This is a genomic window from Aestuariivirga sp. (assembly GCF_047600585.1).
Taxonomy (GTDB): Bacteria; Pseudomonadota; Alphaproteobacteria; order Rhizobiales; family Aestuariivirgaceae; genus Aestuariivirga.
Genome location: NZ_JASGKP010000001.1, coordinates 2,139,798 through 2,156,382, shown reverse-complemented (window position 1 = coordinate 2,156,382; position 16,585 = coordinate 2,139,798). Strand labels below are relative to the sequence as shown.

General features: G+C 64.5%; 17 protein-coding genes. 9 read left to right on the top strand and 8 right to left on the bottom strand.

The annotated features are described in order from the left end of the window. Entirely contained in the window at positions 1-1,581 is a 1,581-nt protein-coding gene (locus tag QM801_RS10680; RefSeq protein ID WP_415019189.1) for a trimethylamine methyltransferase family protein, read from the bottom strand. Between the two features lie 181 nt (positions 1,582-1,762). Between QM801_RS10680 and gcvA the strand changes: the two genes are divergently transcribed. From gcvA to QM801_RS10660, 4 genes are read left to right on the top strand one after another with little or no spacing between them, the layout of a single operon-like run. Further along, a complete protein-coding gene (gcvA, locus tag QM801_RS10675; RefSeq protein WP_415019188.1) occupies positions 1,763-2,695 on the top strand; it encodes a transcriptional regulator GcvA in 933 nt (310 codons plus the stop codon). Further along, the gene (locus tag QM801_RS10670; protein ID WP_415019187.1) at positions 2,692-4,266 is read left to right on the top strand and encodes a trimethylamine methyltransferase family protein; all 1,575 of its coding nucleotides are present in this window, start codon (positions 2,692-2,694) and stop codon (positions 4,264-4,266) included. Before gcvA ends, QM801_RS10670 begins: the two co-directional genes overlap by 4 nt. 2 nt (positions 4,267-4,268) lie before the next feature. Beyond that, entirely contained in the window at positions 4,269-5,132 is an 864-nt protein-coding gene (locus QM801_RS10665; RefSeq protein ID WP_415019186.1) for a carbohydrate kinase family protein, read from the top strand. 8 nt (positions 5,133-5,140) lie between these two features. Next, positions 5,141-6,049: a pseudouridine-5'-phosphate glycosidase gene (locus QM801_RS10660; protein ID WP_415019185.1), complete on the top strand. Its 909-nt coding sequence runs from the start codon at positions 5,141-5,143 to the stop codon at positions 6,047-6,049. A gap of 1 nt (position 6,050) precedes the next feature. Here the strand turns inward: QM801_RS10660 and QM801_RS10655 are convergent, their stop codons facing one another. Continuing rightward, complete coding sequence (locus tag QM801_RS10655) at positions 6,051-7,160, bottom strand: M24 family metallopeptidase (RefSeq protein ID WP_415019184.1); 1,110 nt, start codon at positions 7,158-7,160, stop codon at positions 6,051-6,053. Positions 7,161-7,285: 125 nt separating this feature from the next. On the opposite strand from QM801_RS10655, the gene QM801_RS10650 reads away from it, so the two are divergent. Continuing rightward, entirely contained in the window at positions 7,286-8,212 is a 927-nt protein-coding gene (locus QM801_RS10650) for a DMT family transporter (protein WP_415019183.1), read from the top strand. Positions 8,213-8,269: 57 nt separating this feature from the next. Continuing rightward, a complete protein-coding gene (locus QM801_RS10645) occupies positions 8,270-9,043 on the top strand; it encodes a DUF2189 domain-containing protein (RefSeq protein ID WP_415019182.1) in 774 nt (257 codons plus the stop codon). 57 nt (positions 9,044-9,100) lie between these two features. Here the strand turns inward: QM801_RS10645 and QM801_RS10640 are convergent, their stop codons facing one another. After that, positions 9,101-9,439: a hypothetical protein gene (locus tag QM801_RS10640; protein WP_415019181.1), complete on the bottom strand. Its 339-nt coding sequence runs from the start codon at positions 9,437-9,439 to the stop codon at positions 9,101-9,103. A 214-nt stretch (positions 9,440-9,653) separates the two neighbouring features. Here QM801_RS10640 and QM801_RS10635 point away from each other — a divergent pair, with 214 nt between their 5' ends. Next, complete coding sequence (locus tag QM801_RS10635; RefSeq protein WP_415019180.1) at positions 9,654-10,190, top strand: hypothetical protein; 537 nt, start codon at positions 9,654-9,656, stop codon at positions 10,188-10,190. Here the strand turns inward: QM801_RS10635 and QM801_RS10630 are convergent. From QM801_RS10630 to QM801_RS10620, 3 genes are all read right to left on the bottom strand, one after another. Beyond that, positions 10,174-10,911 carry a hypothetical protein gene (locus tag QM801_RS10630; RefSeq protein ID WP_415019179.1) on the bottom strand — a complete coding sequence of 246 codons (738 nt, stop codon included), beginning with the start codon at positions 10,909-10,911 and terminating at the stop codon, positions 10,174-10,176. The genes QM801_RS10635 and QM801_RS10630 overlap by 17 nt on opposite strands. A 6-nt stretch (positions 10,912-10,917) precedes the next feature. Further along, positions 10,918-11,586, bottom strand: a complete 669-nt coding sequence (locus QM801_RS10625; RefSeq protein WP_415019178.1) for a glutathione S-transferase — start codon at positions 11,584-11,586, stop codon at positions 10,918-10,920. Positions 11,587-11,864: 278 nt separating this feature from the next. Further along, positions 11,865-13,913 (bottom strand): ASKHA domain-containing protein, encoded by a 2,049-nt coding sequence (locus tag QM801_RS10620; RefSeq protein WP_415019177.1) that lies wholly within the window; start codon positions 13,911-13,913, stop codon positions 11,865-11,867. A 158-nt stretch (positions 13,914-14,071) separates the two neighbouring features. Between QM801_RS10620 and QM801_RS10615 the strand changes: the two genes are divergently transcribed. Continuing rightward, entirely contained in the window at positions 14,072-14,599 is a 528-nt protein-coding gene (locus QM801_RS10615; RefSeq protein ID WP_415019176.1) for a c-type cytochrome, read from the top strand. Positions 14,600-14,602: 3 nt separating this feature from the next. On the opposite strand, the gene QM801_RS10610 is transcribed toward QM801_RS10615, so the two are convergent. Together QM801_RS10610 and QM801_RS10605 are read right to left on the bottom strand one after the other, a co-directional pair. Further along, positions 14,603-15,019, bottom strand: a complete 417-nt coding sequence (locus tag QM801_RS10610; RefSeq protein WP_415019175.1) for a GFA family protein — start codon at positions 15,017-15,019, stop codon at positions 14,603-14,605. Further along, positions 15,016-15,948, bottom strand: a complete 933-nt coding sequence (locus tag QM801_RS10605; RefSeq protein WP_415019174.1) for a LysR family transcriptional regulator — start codon at positions 15,946-15,948, stop codon at positions 15,016-15,018. Before QM801_RS10605 ends, QM801_RS10610 begins: the two co-directional genes overlap by 4 nt. Positions 15,949-16,062: 114 nt before the next feature. Here QM801_RS10605 and QM801_RS10600 point away from each other — a divergent pair, with 114 nt between their 5' ends. Beyond that, positions 16,063-16,554 carry a cupin domain-containing protein gene (locus QM801_RS10600; protein ID WP_415019173.1) on the top strand — a complete coding sequence of 164 codons (492 nt, stop codon included), beginning with the start codon at positions 16,063-16,065 and terminating at the stop codon, positions 16,552-16,554. Positions 16,555-16,585 lie beyond the last annotated feature (31 nt).

Sequence of the window (16,585 nt, the reverse complement as noted above, 5' to 3'; positions counted from 1 at the left end):
TCAGCGCGCCCAGCGCGGGTCGCCCGGTTCCATCACCTGGCGCGGCAGCTTGATGTCATGCTTGGCGCGGAGAATGTCGTCGATCGCCCGGGGAATGTAGTCGGGATAGTAGGTGGAGAGGATCTCGCGCTTCCGTGCGGCCGCCCGTTCCACGATGTCGGGGCGCCCGGCTTCCACCCATTCCTTCGGGCTCATGCGGTTGCTGATTGAGGGATAGACATAGTCCTTCTGCATCAGCGAAAGCGTCTGGTCGCTGCCGAGATAGTGGCCGGGACCATTGAGACAGGTCTCGGCGATCACATCGATGGAGAGCGAGTCCTCCGTCACCTCGATGCCGCGGACGTTGCGGTTGATCGAACCCAGCATGTCGTTGTCGATGAGCAGGCTCTCGAGACAGAAGCCGAGCAGCGAGGCGTGCATTCCTGCACTCTCGTAGAGCAGGTTGATGCCGGTCATGGCCGAGATGCCGGCGGTGACGCCCTTCTCGTAGCCTGCCTGCATGTCCGGCATCTTGGAGTCGCACATGCCAGCGGCGGAGCCCACCGTGAGGTCGTAGTAGTGGCCCATCTGGGCGCAGCCCGAGGTGATGAGCGCCTGTTCGCCCGAACCGCCCGACATGGCGCCGGTGCGAAGGTCGGAGACGAAGGGCCACGGACCCCAGATCGCCAGCGCCCCCGGCACGATGCAGTTGATGTAGACGAGGCCAGCCAGGCATTCCGCCACCGCCTGCACGACTGTTCCGGCGAGTGCGGCAGGCGAGGTGGCGCCCGCCTGTGCGGCCGAGAGCAGCAGCACCGGCATGCCGCCGCGCGCCGCCGTTTCGAGGCAGCGGCAGGCGTCCTCGGCGAACTTGAGCGGCGGCACCACGAAGCAGTTCGACTGCGAGACGAAGGGGCGGGCGCGCCACTTGTCCTCGCCGCCCGCGATCACGTGCAGCATCTCCAGGCATTCGGTGACGTGGGCCGGATCGACCATCGAGGTGCCGACATGCTTCTGCGTGCCGGCAAGGCAGGCGTACATGGTGTTGATGTCGAGGTCGTGCCCGGTGATCATGTCGCGCGCCGTCAGCGGGCGCTGGTAGAAATGGATGTGCTCGCAGTTGTCGACGATGCGGGCGGCGTCATAGAGATCGATGAGCAGGGACTCGCGGTATTCCTTGGTGGACGGTTCCACGATGTGCACGGCGGCACCGGCTGTGCCGAAGTAGACGCGCTTGCCCGAGGGTTCCATGTCGTGCTGCGGGTTGCGCGCGGGCAGGATGAAGTTGCGCGCCGCTCCGGCTATGGTGTCGTCCACCAGCGCGCGGGGAATGCAGAGGCGGCCCCTCTCGTTGACCCAGCAGCCGCGGGCCGACATGGCCTCGACGCACGAGGGGATGGGGTTGCCGAGGCCCACGGTTTCGAGAAGCTTGAGGGCGGCCTCGTGGATGCGGGGCAGGTCGCTGTCCTTGAGCGGCTTGTACTGGCCGCCGGTCATGCCCGGGCGGACGGCTGCCTCGTCCATGGGGATTGCGCGGGAACGGAGGGCGCGGCGGGCGTCGCGGCCGCCACGGCGGCGGCTCAGGTCTTCGGCGGTGCTCATGAGCGAGTGTCCTGTGTTTCGCGGGAATGTGCCCGGATTTGGCCTTTCCCGGAAGGCCGGATTTGCACGGGGGAGTGGTGAGGAGAATTCACGCTGTGTCAGCCTCCAAACCCAAACTGCCCCCTAACACCCCGGAAAAGCTACTGCTATGAGAGGGACCTCTTCTGCATGGTGAGCAATCTTGGCCAGACGTGACCTCCCGCCGCTCCGCGCTTTGACCGCTTTCGAAGCCGCCGCCCGGCTCGGTTCTTTCCGCATGGCCGCCAATGAGTTGGGCATCACCCGCAGCGCCGTCAGCCACCAGGTGAAGCTGCTGGAAGACCGGCTCGGCACCCAGCTCTTCCGCCGCGATGCCCGGCGGGCCGAACTCACCCCCAGCGGCCAGGCCTATTACCCCGCCGTGCGCGATGCCTTCGACCTGATCGAGGCCCAGACCCGGGCGGTGCGCCCCTCGGTCACAGACAATGAGTTGACGGTCCAGGTCTATGTGACGGTCGCCCTCAAGTGGCTGATCCCGCGCCTCCATGATTTCGAGCGCCGCTTCCCGGACATGAAGGTGCGTCTCTCGACCTCCTACTTCGACTGGGACTTCGACGACCGCAACGTCGACCTCGGCATCATCCTCGCCCGCAACAAGTCGCCCGGCCATTACTACCGGCCGCTGTTCAAGTCCTATCTCGTGCCGGTCTGTTCGCCGCAACTTCTGAAGGGCGACAACGCCCTCAAGAAGCCCGAGGACCTGAAGAAGCACAAGCTCATCGACGTCTACACCGCCGAAGAAGACTGGCAGCTCTGGCTCGATGCAGCGGGCGTGAAGGGCGTGAAGCCCTCGAACCGCCTTGCGGTGGACAGCTACATTCTCGCCCAGGAAGCCGCGATCGAGGGCAGGGGCGTGGCCATGACGATCGGCCCCTTCGCCTCGGAAGAGATCAAGCTCGGCCGCCTCGTGCAGCCCTTCCCTATGCGGGCCCCCAACCGGAACCAGTGGTACTTCGCCTGTCACAGCGAGCACCGCAACAAACCCAAGATCAAACGTTTCGAGGAATGGCTGGTGAAGCAGGTTGCTGCCGATCCCGCCCTCGAACCCATCAAGGATGCAGGCAAGGCAGCATGACCGACACGACCGCAGTGGAAACCTCGATTGAAACGGGCGGCGCCCGCCGCACCCGCCGCGACACGGCCCGCCGGGCTCCGGCAGGCTCCACCATCCCGCAGCTTCCGCCGGGCGTGGCCAAGCGGCCGTTCCCGCCCACCAAGATCGTTTCCGACGATCAGGTGGAGGCGATCCACAAGGCCTCGCTGCAGGTTCTCTCCGAGATCGGCATGGACTTCCTGCTGCCGGAAGCGATCGACCTCCTGAAGAAGTCGGGCGGCGTTACGGTGACGGGCGAACGGGTGCGCTTCGATCCCGCCTTCGTGGAGGAGATGGTCTCGCACGCGCCGTCGAACTTCACCTTCCACGCGCGCAATCCGGAGAAGAGCATCCCCATCGGCGGCGACCGCATGGCCTTCGTCGCCGTGGGCAGCCCGCCCAACTGCCATGACATGGAAGGCGGCCGCCGCCCCGGCAACCGCGCCGACTACCAGAAGTTCCTGAAGCTCACGCAGTACTTCAACTGCATCGATGCCTCGAGCGGCTACAGCGTCGAGCCCATCGACCTTCACCCCTCGATCCGCCATCTCGAAGCGCTGCGCGACAAGGTCACGCTCATCGACAAGCCGATCAAGTGCTATTCGCTCGGCCGCCAGAACGTGCTCGATGCCATCGAGATCGCCCGCATCGTCAATCAGGTGAGCGAAGAGGAGCTTCCGAGCCATCCCTGCCTGATGACCATCGTCAACACCAACTCGCCGCTCAAGCTCGACAACAACATGCTGATGGGCATGATGGAACTGTCGGCGCGCGGCCAGATCGTCTGCGTCACGCCGTTTACGCTGGCAGGCGCCATGGCCCCCGTGACGGTGGCAGGCGCCGTGACGCAGCAGAACGCGGAAGCGCTTGCCGGCCTCGCCTTCTGCCAGCTGGTGCGCAAGGGTGCACCCGTGGTCTATGGCGGCTTCACCTCCAACGTCGACATGAAGTCGGGTGCGCCCGCCTTCGGCACGCCGGAATACATGAAGTCCACCATCCTCGGCGGCCAGCTTGCCCGCCGCTATGGCGTTCCCTACCGCACTTCCAACACCTGCGCCGCCAATACGGTGGATGCGCAGGCGGCCTATGAAAGCGTCTTCTCGCTGTGGGGCGTCACCATGGGCGGCGGCAACTACATCATGCACGGCGCGGGCTGGATGGAAGGCGGCCTCGTCGCCTCCTTCGAGAAGTTCGTGATCGACTGCGACCTGATCCAGATGGTGAAGTCGTTTCTCACCCCGCTCGACACCAGCCCCGATGCGCTGGCGCTCGACGCCATGCGCGAAGTGGGGCCGGGCGGCCACTACTTCGGCGCGCAGCACACGCTGGCCCGCTACTCCGAGGCCTTCTACCAGCCCATCATCTCGGACTGGCGCAACTACCAGCAGTGGTCGGCCGCCGGAAGTCCGGATGCCTACAAGAAGGCGAATCAGGTCTATAAGCAGGCATTGGAAAACTATGTGCAGCCGCCCATGCCTGCCGCCGTTCGTGCCGAACTCGATACGTTCGTCGACCGCCGCGTCAAGGAGGGCGGCGTCAAGACGGACTTCTGAGCATGGCTGACATTGCCGTCTTCGGCGGCGCCAATATCGACATCAAGGCGAAGGTCAACGCGCCCAACCGGTTAGGCACGTCAAACCCTGGCATCGTCACCACGACAGCGGGTGGCGTGGGGCGCAACATCGCGCACAATCTCGCCCGCCTTGGCGCCGACGTGGCGCTGATCTCGGTCGTCGGCCATGATGTCCACGGCGATGCGGTCCTCTTTGAAACCAAGCGCGCGGGGGTGGATGTCAGCCGCGTGGTGCGGAGCGACATATCCACCGGCTCCTATGTGGCGCTGCTCGACCATGATGGCGAGATGATCTCGGCTTTGAGCGACATGCGCTGCGCCGATCTGCTCACTCCCGACGTGATCGTGGCCCAGGAGAAGACGATCGAACTGGCGCGCCTCGTGGTGGCGGATTGCAACCTGCCGCAGGAGTCCCTCAACCTTCTCGCCGCCATGGCGGGCGGCAAGCTGGTGATCGAGCCCGTCTCAGTGCCGAAATCCCGCAAGCTCATCGAGGTGCTCAAGACCGGGCAGGTCTATCTCGCCTCACCCAACTTCGACCAGATCGAACAGATGGCGGGCACGCGTGACATCGAAAGCGCCTTCCGGTTCCTGCACGGCAAGGGCCTCACCAACGTGGTGATCCATGCCGGGCCGGAAGGGGCCTTCGTTTCCGATGGCGTCGAGATCGAACACGTGGAGGCGCAGCCACCGCAACGCATTGTCGACGTGACGGGCGCGGGCGATGCGGCGGTGGCAGGCCTCGTCTATGGTCTTCTCCACGACGAGCCGCTGGCGGTGGCCGCAGCCCGCGGGCAGAGCCTGGCAGGCCGGGTTATTGCCGGCGCATTTTCCACCTTGGAATAGGGCGAGAGATGAAGGTTCACCTCACAGAGACTGTCCGCCGCGCCGTGACGAGCGGAGCGCCCATCGTGGCGCTCGAAAGCACCATCATTGCCCACGGCATGCCGTTTCCGCAAAACCTGGAGATGGCGCGCGAAGTTGAAGAAGTCGTGCGCCGAGGAGGTGCCGTGCCCGCCACCATCGCCATCATCAACGGCGAACTGCGGGCCGGATTGAGCACGGACGAACTGGCGCATTTCGCCAAGACCGGACCCTCGATCATGAAGGTCTCGACCCGCGACATCCCTTACGTGGTGGCGCGCAAGGACACGGGTGCTACCACCGTGGCCTCCACCATGCGGATTGCAGCGATGGCCGGCATCCGCGTCTTCGCCACGGGCGGCATCGGCGGCGCACATCGCGAAGCGAATGACACCTTCGACATCTCCAACGACCTGCATGAGTTTGCGATCAGCGACGTGGCTGTCGTGACGGCGGGTGCAAAGGCCATTCTCGACCTGCCCATCACGCTGGAAGTGCTGGAGACGAACGGCGTGCCGGTGGTGGGCTTCGGCACATCGGAATTCCCGGCCTTCTACTCGCGCCAGAGCGGGCTTGCCGCCCCCATGCGCCTCGACACGGCGGCCGAGTTTGCGGCGATGATGAAGGCGAAGTGGTCACTTGGCCTCACGGGCGGCGTGGTGGTTGCCAATCCCATTCCGCAGGCGGATGAAATTCCCGCGGCTGAGATCACGCCGCACATCACCCGGGCGCTGGCGGAAGCAAAGCAGCAGGGCGTGGCGGGCAAGAACGTGACGCCCTTCCTGCTCAAGCACCTCAACGAGATCACCGAAGGCCGCTCGCTCAAGGCCAACATCGCGCTTGTGATGAACAATGCGCGCGTGGCGGCGGACATCGCCGTCGCCTACGCCAGGGCGTGACTCAGCCGATCACCCGCAGTTCGCGCGGATAGCTGGTCAGGCTTTCGATGCCGCTCTCGGTCACCACCACATCGTCCTCGATGCGCACGCCCGCTTCGCCGTCGCGATAGAGGCCGGGCTCGATGGTGAAGACCATGCCGGGTTCCAGCTTCACATGGTTGCCGCGCATGATCTGCGGCGCCTCGTGCACGTCAAGGCCGAGGCCATGCCCGGTCTTGTGGCGCTTGAAGGCGGCGAATTGGGATTTCTCCAGCACGCTGCACACCGCATCATCGACATCGGAAGCTGTGATGCCGGGGCGCGAGATCTCGCGGCCTTTGGTGTTGGCGGCGAGAACCGTGTCGTAGAAGGCGCGGTCGTGGTCGCTGACCTCGCCGACGAAGAAGGTGCGGGTGATGTCGGCGCTGAAGTGCCGGTAGCGTCCGCCGAAATCGAAGAGCAAGGCATCGCCGCGCCTGATGGCGTAGTCGGCGCGTGCCGAGGCGTGCGGCTTGGCGGCATTGTCACCCGCCGCCACGATGGGATCGAAGGAGAGGCCGTCGCAGCCCGCCTTGAAGAGTTCGCCCAGAAGGATGGCCTCCACCTCCTTCTCGGTCATGCCCACCTTGACCTGACGCACCGTGGCTTCGAGGGCGGCTTCGGACCGGCGGATGGCCTCGCGCAAGGCGTCCAGCTCGGCCGGCGTCTTGTGGAGGCGGATCGTCGAGATGTCGGCATGGGCGTCGACCAGCGTGGCATGGGGCAGCACGCTTTGGAGGGCCATGAAATCGAACACTCGCATGCGCTGGCCCTCGACGCCGACCCGGCTGCCTTTGGCGAGTTGCGGGAGGGCGGCGCCGGCGGCCTTGAAGGCGCCCATGTAGCCGTCTTCATCGCGCCAGTCGAAGACCTCACCGGGAAAGCCCAGCGGCTTGAACGAGCCCATTTCGAGGTTGGGAACGATGGCGACGGGCACGCCCTTGGCGGGGACGACGACCACAAGGGGCCGCTCCATCTGGTGGAAGTCCTTGCCGAAGACGCGGAGGAAATTGGCGCCGGGAACAAGGGCGATGGCATCGAGCCCGGTGCGGGCGAGGATGGCGTGGACGGGGGCGAGCATGTCTGTAGTCATGACCGCAAGCTTTAGCGGCTTCCCCGGGGCGGCGTCGAGGCTTGCCCGGGTGAGCCGGAGGCAGGGCAGGTGAGTGCGCCGCGCATTGCCTGCCGCCAGTGGCCGCGATATTCCGGTGCCCTCCCATGACGGCGTCTTCCTACCGCAACAATCTCCTCGGCATTGCCTCGCTCAGTGCCGGCACCTTCGTGTTCTCGCTGCAGGACACGGTGATCAAGGCGATCAGTGGTGACCATTCGGTGACACTGGCGATCGTGCTCCGCGCCATCGTCGCCTTCCCGATCCTGACCGTCATGGTGATGCTGGCGGGCGGCCTGAAGCAACTCGCAACACCCCAGTGGCCCATCCTGGTGGGGCGGGGCTTCATCCTGCTCACCGCCTACACGACCTACTTCATGGCCTTTCCCGCCTTGCCGCTGGCCGAGGCCATTGCGCTCTATTTCAGCGTTCCGCTGCTGGTGACGCTGATGTCGGGGCCATTGCTGGGCGAGCGCGTGTCGCCGGCGGCCTGGGGGGCTGTTGCCCTCGGCCTTGTGGGTGTCGGCGTCATCTTGCGGCCCGGCTATGGCCTGTTCGAACCTGCCGCACTGCTCTCGCTCGTCAGCGCCGTCACCTATGCCTATGCCATGATCCTGGCGCGCAAGCATGGCCGCACCGTCGAAGCACCCGTGATGACCTTCTATCTCAATGCGTCCTATCTCGTGGGCGCGCTCGCCTTCGCCGGCATCACCATGGCGCTGGGCGTGAAGCCGCCGGGCCACCCGAGCCTCGACTTCCTGGTGCGTGCGTGGGACATGCCGTCGACACGCGACATGCTGCTGATGGGGCTGTGCGGCATCATCGCCGCCTTCGGCTCTAACTTCCTCGCGCAGGGCTATCGCAAGGGCGCTGCCAATGTGGTGGCACCCTTCGAATATCTCGGCATGGTGTGGGGCAGCCTGTGGGGCTTCCTCATCTTCCACGAGGTGCCGCGCATCACGACATTCATCGGCATGGGCCTGATCGCGGTCGCAGGGCTCTTGGCGCTTCGTGCAAGTGCGAAGCAGAGCTGAGGCGTTGCTGCACCGCGTATTGATTTGAATCGCTGCTTGCCGCAACGATTCCGCATCATGCCGAAACCGACACGCATCTCCCACCCGCTTTCCATTTCAGATGTTTTTGCTGCCCTTCACGCCGGCTGGAGCGACTTCAAACACGCGCCAATGCAGGGCCTTTTCTTCGGCGGCATTTATTCGGCAGGCGGAATCCTGCTCTATCTGCTGCTCTCCTACTACCGCACGGTCTGGCTGATTCTGCCGCTCGCCATCGGCTTCCCTTTGGTGGGGCCCTTCGTTGCCGCCGGTCTTTATGAAATCAGCCGCCGCATTGCACACAAGGAACCGCTGCGCATGGCTGACATCCTGACAGTGACAATCCGGCAAAGCCGCCGCGAGTTCGGCTGGATGGCCTTCGTCGTGCTCTTCATCATGTGGGTGTGGATGTATCAGGTGCGCCTGCTGGTGGCGCTCTTCATGGGCTTCAAGGGCTTTGCCAGTCTCGATGGCTTCATCACCGCACTGACCCAGCAGGACGGCACCACGTTCCTTATGGTGGGAACGGTGATCGGCGCGGCGCTCGCCTTCGTGCTGTTCTGCTCCACGGTGATTTCGATGCCCATGCTGCTGCACCGGGATGTGGACTTCATCACTGCTGTCATCACCAGCTGGCGCAGCGTGTTCGAGAATCTTCCGGCGATGCTGTTCTTCGGTGTGATCGTCGCGGCGCTCACCTTCCTTGCGCTGCTGCCGATGTTCCTCGGTCTTCTGGTCGTGCTGCCGGTGCTGGGCCATGCGACGTGGCATCTCTACGTCGCCTCGCGCCATATCGAAGACCGGCCGGCATGAAAAAACCCCGGATCTTGCGATCCGGGGCTGCCCCCAATACGGGAATTGGGAGAGGGCTTACTTGCAGGCCTTGCCCATGTCGGCGGTGAATTCCACCTTGTGGTTCTTCACGGTCACGTTGGTCATGTAGCAGAGGATGCCTTCATCGGGAGCCGACACGCGCAGGTCATAGGTACCATCGGCGAGGCCGGCGACCTTCACGGTCTTGCCGGAGTCGAGCGCGCCTTCGGCAACGCCTTCGAGAATGTTCTTGCCCCAGGCCTTCGTGCCGGGCTTTGCCGAGAACAGCTCGTCAATCGGCAGGCCGCTGTTGTTGGTGATCGTCGTCTTCGTGGCGGCGATGGCCGAGGTGGCGAGGACAGCGGCGAGGGGAAGAATGGTCAGATAACGGAACATCAGAAAAAATCTCCACTTGGGTTTTGGTCGGTGCACATCTGCGTGCGTCGCGGAGCCTGAATGCCCGCGTTGCGCTGACAGGAAACTGACGAAATGTGGAGTGGGCGCGGTGTTACACTTACATGTACGAAGTTTAATATTCGTCGATTCTGTGGGCCTTTTTCTGTTATAGATTCATTAACGATTCAAAATCGCCGCAAAGGACGCGTGTTTCATGACGCTTTCATCGCATTCGAGAACGATCGCGCTGCTCATCGCGGTGTCATTCATGCTTGCAGGCTGCGTCCTCCAGTCGCAGACGGCGGTGTTCCCTGAGACGAAAGGTGTAGACGCGCTCGCGTCCATCGGCAGCCGCTTCACATCTGAGTCCCTGGGCAAGGATGGAACCTGGGTGAAGGAAGAAGACGAGATCACCTTCACGGCGGACGGGAATCACTATGTGGCGCAGAATACGAAAGAGAAGGACACGATCACGATTCTCTTCGCGCCGCTCGATACCGGACGCTTTGTCATGCAGGCGCAGGAAACCAAGGATAAGCCCTATGCTTACATGCTCGCGGAGATTGCTGATGGCCACGTGCTGATGTCGCCGCTGCTCTGCGACGACCTGAAGGCCGATGCCGCCGTTGCGGCGGAGGTGACGTTCCAGGGTTCCGACTGCTTCGTGAAAGGCGCGTGGACTGGCGACTCGTTTGCCCGCGCCGCGAAGGTTCTGGGCCCTGCGAAGATGCGGCTCACGCCTGTGAAGTGAGGCCGGGCGGTGGCAATGCCGGCGAAAGCTCGGTCCGTGCGGCAGGATCATTCACATAGCGCAGGATGGCTGAACCCAGCGCCGACAGCGTGATGCCGTATTGCGACGGCATCAGCATGTAGTCCGCGCCGGTCCAGGCACGGTTGCTCCCAATGAGCTTGAAGGCAGCGGCGGTCTTGTCCGGAGGCACCACCGTGAGCATCCTCTCGTCATGCAGGGTGATCAGCAGCACCGGGTTCATGTGATACTCGGTATCGACCACGCGGCCGATGGCATCCCAGGGAATGCGCACAGCATAACTGCCGTGGCCAAGCTCGAACGCATCCGGGTCGAAGCGCAGATGGCCGCGCGGCAGGCGGCCGAGCAGGGCCGCGCCACCGAACACCGCACCCACCACCGCAATCAGCAGGCCAAGGAGGCGGAAGAGCAGGGGATAGCCGTCGCCGAACCAGTAAAGGACGAGCCCGAGCGCAATCATCCAGGCTCCGGTGACAAACAGGAAGGTGCGCCGCGGCTTGATCCTGACGCCACCCACCACGCTGATCTTCCGCACGCGGACAAGACTGTTGAGGCGCCACTGGAACATCATCGCCAGCGTGATGGCGAGGCATGAGCCGAAGAAGGCAATGGTCACGATGGCCATGTGCGGCTCGTCGCGGATCATGACGAGCCCCGCGCCGATGAAGGCGAGGTTGAGCAGCACGAGCAGCCAGTTGCGCATGGGGCTTCAGGGCCGCCAGCGCGGCATGTTCTCGGCCTTTGCGGCGGTGCCCCAGTCCTTCATGTGCGGAAGCTCCATCATCATCGCCCGCCACTCCTCGACGCGGCCGTCGTCGCCATAATCAGACAGCTTCACGTCGAAACTGGTGAAGCGCGAAGCAACGGGCGCATACATGGCATCGGCATTGCTGAAGGTGCCGTAGAGGAAGGGACCGCCTGCACCGAAGCGGCGACGGGCCTCGCCAAGAATCTGCACCACGCGGCGGATGTCGGCCTTGGCCTGATCATTGAGATCGGCGTCGAGGTGGCGCTTGGAGAATTCCATGGGAAGGCCGTAGCGCATCTCGCGGAAGCTCGAATGCATCTCGGCTGCGGCACAGCGGGCGTGGGCGCGGGCCTCCTCGTCAGCGGGCCAGATGCCGCGGCCCGGCCATTGCTCGTTCACATATTCGGCGATGGCCATGCTGTCCCAGATGATGCGGCCCTTGTGGTGCAGCACCGGCACCGCACCCGAGGGTGAATAGCGCGCGATCTCCGCGGCGGTGTTGGGCGTTCGGAGCGTGATGAGGATTTCCTCGAATTCGATTCCGGTCTGCTTCAGCAGCAGCCAGGGCCGGAGGCTCCACGACGAGCCTTCCTTGCTGCCGATGACGAGGGTGGGTGTGCTGGCGGTCATGGGGGAAATCCTGTTGGAATTGAGACGACGTTATTGGGCGCAAGGACGCGGGGCAAGACGGCGACAAATGATGTCCGCGACCACGAGCGAGGTTGGGAGGCCTACTCCCCCCTCATGCTGAGGTGCATTGCGGCAGCAATGCCTCGAAGCATGCGTCCCGTGACGCACCCTTCGAGGTTCGAACTCCGCCCTCACACCTCAGGGTGAGGGGAGAACAAAATCTCGCGCAGCACTTGCGTGCTGCTTGGATGGAATGACGGGAGAATAGGACGGCCCCTTCACCCCCGGCGGCGTCTCCGCCGCTCGCCGCCTTCGCCGTCTTCGCTGGCGATGGTCACCGTCTTGGTGGGTGGCAGCGTCACCACCTTCTTGAGGTTGACGAAATCCGCCGTCTTGTGCGGCAGGGCCATGGCTTCCACGAAGTGCTGCTGGAACTTGGGCTCAACCGCAGTCTCGATCTTCTCGATGCGGCGGACCACGCTTTCGATCTCGTCGCGGCCCTTCTTGTTCAGAAGCGCGATGCGGGCACCCGTGCCCGCGGCATTGCCCGCAGACTGCACCTTGGCAAGATCGCAATCGGGAATGAGGCCCAGCACCATGGCGTACTTCATGTCGATGTGCGACCCGAAGGCGCCTGCGAGGCGGATCTTGTCCACGTGGTCGATGTTGAGCTTGTCCATCAGCAGGCGCACACCCGCATAGAGCGCGGCCTTCGCCATCTGGATGGCGCGCACGTCGTTCTGCGTCACGCGGATCAGCGGCTCGTTGCCGTCTTCGCGCGGCTTGCGGATCACGTAGTTGAAGGTGCGCTTGTAGGGCTCGATGCGCCACGACCTCTCGGCCAAGGCGCCATCGACAAGACCATCCTGGTTGATGACGCCGGCGAGATACATCTCGGCAATGGCCTCGATGATGCCCGAGCCGCAGATGCCGGTCACGCCGGTTGCGGAAATCGCTTCCTCGAAACCGTCTTCATCCGACCAGAGATCGCAGCCGATCACCTTGTAGCGCGGTTCCAGCGTTTCCGGATTGATGCGGATGCGCTCGATGGCGCCGGGGGCTGCACGCTGGCCGGACGAAATCTGTGCGCCTTCGAAGGCGGGGCCGGTGGGGGAGGAACAGGCGAGCAGGCGGCGCTTGCTGCCCAGCACGATTTCGGCATTGGTGCCGACGTCGACGCAGAGCATGTATTCCTCCTGCGTGTGCGGCGCCTCCGAGAGCACCACGCCCGCAGCATCCGCACCCACGTGGCCCGCGATGCAGGGCAGCACATAGGCATAGGCACCGGGATTGAGCTTGAAGTCCATCTCGCGCGCCGGGAAAGTGAGGGGAAGGCCCGTTGCCAGCGCGAAGGGCGCACCACCCAGCTCCGTGGGATCAACGCCCAGGAAGAGATGGTGCATGACCGGATTGCCCACCAGCACCACCTCGAGAATGGAATCGAGCGGCACGTTCGCCTGCTTCGCCACTTCCTCGGCCAGCTGCTGGAGCGCGGTGCGCACCGCGGTCGTCATTTCCTGTTCACCGCCCGGATTCATCATCACGTAGGAGACTCGGCTCATCAGGTCTTCGCCGAAGCGGATCTGCGGGTTCATCAGGCCCGCCGACGAGATCACCTCGCCGGTCGAGAGATTGGTAAGGTGTGCGGCAATGGTCGTGCTGCCCACGTCGATGGCGAGGCCGAAGAGCTGCTCATGGAAGCCGGGCCAGATGGCGGTGAGGCGCTTGCCGCCGCCCGGGGCCCGTGAATAGATGGCACAGGTGATCTTCCACTCGCCCTTGCGCAGCACCTTCTGCAGGCTGGCAATGATGGAGAGATCGCAGGTCACGTTCTCCACTCCCCACTGGTCCTTGAGCGCGAGATAGACGCGTTCGAGGTCGGAGGAGGGGTTGTGCATGTCCGGCTCTTCCACCTCGATGTAGAAAAGGTGGGTAGCGGGATCGAGTTCGATCACGCGGGTGTCGGCCTCCTTGCGGACGACCTGCTTGTGCACCTGGGATTCGGGCGGCACGTCGATGACGAGATCGCCGAGGATCTGCGTCTGGCAGGAGAGGCGGCGGCCTGCCGGCAGGCCGCGGATGCGGTCATAGCGCTGCTCCACCTGGGTGACACCGCTCACATGGCCTGTGGCCGAGGTGATGCCGTGCTTGGCGAACTCGCCTTCCCCCACGGTGATCTGGCAGCGGCCGCAGATGGCACGCCCGCCGCAGACGGAATCGATGTCGACGCCGAGCGCCCGGGCGGCCTGCAGCACCGGCGTGCCCTTGGGGAAACGGCCGCGCTTGCCGGAGGGCGTAAAGACGATGAGGGGATTCTGGTCGGTCATGATGGTCCGGATACGTTGGAAGACCCGAGAATAGATGCCCCGCCCGCCCGCCGGAACCCCAAATGCGACATGGCGGCAGCGATTGCCGCACTGGGAAAAGGCTGGCATAGAGGCAGCCGTGGGGCATTCAAGAAAACAAGAACACGAGGGAACCACCCATGTCCTTATCACCGTCTCTTTCCGCGCTCCGCACCGCTGCCCTTGCCGCCGCCGGACTACTGCTCGCCGCCGTGCCGCTCGCCCAACCTGCGGCTGCTGAAGACGCCGTCGCCCGCGGCAAGTATCTGGTGGGGATCGCCGGTTGCAATGATTGCCACACGCCGGGCTACTTCCTCGGCAAGCCCGACATGGCCCGCTATCTGGGCGGCTCGGAAGTGGGCTTCGAGGTTCCGGGTCTCGGCGTCTTCCACGGCCCGAACCTGACGCCCGACAAGGAGACCGGCCTCGGCGGCTGGACGGATGAGCAGATCATCGCTGCCGTCACCCAGGGCAAGGCGCCGGATGGTCGCGAACTGGCTCCGGTCATGCCGTGGCACGCCTTCGCCACCCTGACACCGGACGATCAGAAGGCCATCGTCGCCTTCCTGCGCTCCATCCCGGCTGTCAGCAACAAGGTGCCCGGACCCTTCGGGCCGAGCGAGAAGCCCACCAGCTTGATCCTGCGCGTGGTGCCGCCGCAGCCCTGAGGCTCAGAACCACATATCCTTCACCGTCCGCCCGTCGCGGGGCAGGTCTTCCCAACTGTGCAGGCCTTCGAAGCGCTGCAGGGGAATGGCCGCCACCGCGTCGGGCTCGGCGAGGCGCAGGTTCACGGCGATGCGCGTGCGGCCATCGGGCTCGGGTGCCAGCCCCTGCCACGAAACGAGATTGCCGCAGCTCTTGCAGAAATTGAACGAGATGGTCTTCGCACCCCAGGCGTAGGATGAGAGCGCGCCATCGGCGGCGGTGATGCTGATCTCTTCGCCCACGTGACCATAGGCCCAGAGCACGCCGTAGCGGCGGCAGATGGTGCAGTTGCAGATGGTGGCGTCGGGAATGTCGCCGCTGAAGCGCCAGTGCACGGCGCCGCAATGGCAGGAGCCGGTGGTCGTCTTGGTCGCGGTCATGGAATGCTCCTGAAGGGTTCGCACAACTCATGCACCATCTTGCGCAGCCAGGCATGGGCGGGATCGCGCGTGCGGCGGCTGTGCCAATAGAGCCTGATGTCGGCCGATGGCGGGTCGAAGGGCAGATGGAAAATCCGCAAGCCCCGCGGCCGCGCATAGATCTCGGCGAATTGCGTGGGGATCGCGGTGGCCAGCCGGTTTGCAGCCACGCAATCCACGAGCGGCGCGAAGTGCGGCATGCTCAGCACCACGCGGCGGCTGAGACCCTGTTCCGCCAGCGCGTCGTCGACACGGCCGCGCAGGCTGCCGTCGCTGGCGCGGAGCGCCCAGTCCAGCTTGGGAATGGCCTCGCGGGGAAGCGTGTCCGTCTCACCGATCTCCGCCAGCAGGGGATGATCCGCCGCAATGGCTACCTTGAAGGGGGCCATGAAAAGCAGCTCGCTGTTGATCCACTCCGCTGTTTCGAAGGGCGCCTCCAAAGCCATGTCGATGGCATCGTCACTGAGGAGGCGGCCCACGTCGCCGCGCGCCGTGTCGAGGAAGCGGAGGCTGATGCCGTTGGAGATGCCGCGCAGCCGGCGCACGAGGTTGGGCACGAGGAGGATCGCAAAGAAATCAGCGCCCATCAGCGTGAAGCTGCGCTCGATCCGGGCTGGATCGAACGAGCCCGGCGCGGCGAGAAGGCGCTCCAGCTCCTCAAGGGCATCCTGGATGCCGGGGGCGAGACTCTCGGCCCGCGGTGTCGGGATCATCTCGTTGCCCTGGCGCACGAACAGCTTGTCGTCGAGGAGATCGCGCAGGCGGTTGAGGGCGGCACTTACCGCAGGCTGGCTGAGGCCCACCTGTTCACCCGCGCGGGTGGCGCTCCGCTCCCGCATGAGAGCGTTGAAGATGCGCAGCAGGTTGAGATCGAAGGCAGCGAAATTCATGGCGCAAATGGAGCCCATACAATCATTCGATTTCCCCGGAAACAGAGAAGGCAATATCCGGGCCTCCGTCAACCCCGCGGGCAATGACGCCCCGAGGGACAGAGGAAAAACACCATGACCACCATGACTCCCATTGCCAACACCGTTGCAGATCCGGGCCTGCGCAACTTCAAGGGCACCCTTGTGTCACTGCGCCTCTCTGCCACGGAGAGCGCCGACGGCATCTCCATCATCGAGCATCACATGCCCTTCGGCGAGGCGCCGCCGCTTCACATCCACCGCACCGAGGACGAGGTCTTCCACATCGTCAGGGGCAGCATGCGCTTCGAAATCGGCGGCAAGACCGTGATCGGGCAGGGCGGTGATGTGGTCTGCGCGCCGAAGGGCGTACCACACCGCTTCATCGTCGAGTCGACCGACGGCGTGCACTGCTTCACCATCACCCGCGGCAGGGATTTCGAGACGATGGTGATGGAAATGTCGTCGTCCGCCGGCGCAGGCGAACAGCCCCGCCTCGTCGCCCCCACGCCGCAGATGATCGAGGAACTGGCGCTGGCCTGCAGCCGCAACGCCATCGACATCATCGGTGCGCCGCTCTCGCTCTGATGCCCAAAGAAAAACCTTCCCCGGTTGGCCG

Excerpts from the sequence above, each read along its gene's own strand:
- QM801_RS10680 (WP_415019189.1), bottom strand. The coding sequence starts at position 1,581 with ATGAGCACCGCCGAAGACCTGAGCCGCCGCCGTGGCGGCCGCGACGCC.
- QM801_RS10670 (WP_415019187.1), top strand. The coding sequence starts at position 2,692 with ATGACCGACACGACCGCAGTGGAAACCTCGATTGAAACGGGCGGCGCC.
- QM801_RS10665 (WP_415019186.1), top strand. The coding sequence starts at position 4,269 with ATGGCTGACATTGCCGTCTTCGGCGGCGCCAATATCGACATCAAGGCG.
- QM801_RS10660 (WP_415019185.1), top strand. The coding sequence starts at position 5,141 with ATGAAGGTTCACCTCACAGAGACTGTCCGCCGCGCCGTGACGAGCGGA.
- QM801_RS10655 (WP_415019184.1), bottom strand. The coding sequence starts at position 7,160 with ATGACTACAGACATGCTCGCCCCCGTCCACGCCATCCTCGCCCGCACC.
- QM801_RS10650 (WP_415019183.1), top strand. The coding sequence starts at position 7,286 with ATGACGGCGTCTTCCTACCGCAACAATCTCCTCGGCATTGCCTCGCTC.
- QM801_RS10645 (WP_415019182.1), top strand. The coding sequence starts at position 8,270 with ATGCCGAAACCGACACGCATCTCCCACCCGCTTTCCATTTCAGATGTT.
- QM801_RS10640 (WP_415019181.1), bottom strand. The coding sequence starts at position 9,439 with ATGTTCCGTTATCTGACCATTCTTCCCCTCGCCGCTGTCCTCGCCACC.
- QM801_RS10635 (WP_415019180.1), top strand. The coding sequence starts at position 9,654 with ATGACGCTTTCATCGCATTCGAGAACGATCGCGCTGCTCATCGCGGTG.
- QM801_RS10630 (WP_415019179.1), bottom strand. The coding sequence starts at position 10,911 with ATGCGCAACTGGCTGCTCGTGCTGCTCAACCTCGCCTTCATCGGCGCG.
- QM801_RS10625 (WP_415019178.1), bottom strand. The coding sequence starts at position 11,586 with ATGACCGCCAGCACACCCACCCTCGTCATCGGCAGCAAGGAAGGCTCG.
- QM801_RS10620 (WP_415019177.1), bottom strand. The coding sequence starts at position 13,913 with ATGACCGACCAGAATCCCCTCATCGTCTTTACGCCCTCCGGCAAGCGC.
- QM801_RS10615 (WP_415019176.1), top strand. The coding sequence starts at position 14,072 with ATGTCCTTATCACCGTCTCTTTCCGCGCTCCGCACCGCTGCCCTTGCC.
- QM801_RS10610 (WP_415019175.1), bottom strand. The coding sequence starts at position 15,019 with ATGACCGCGACCAAGACGACCACCGGCTCCTGCCATTGCGGCGCCGTG.
- QM801_RS10605 (WP_415019174.1), bottom strand. The coding sequence starts at position 15,948 with ATGAATTTCGCTGCCTTCGATCTCAACCTGCTGCGCATCTTCAACGCT.
- QM801_RS10600 (WP_415019173.1), top strand. The coding sequence starts at position 16,063 with ATGACCACCATGACTCCCATTGCCAACACCGTTGCAGATCCGGGCCTG.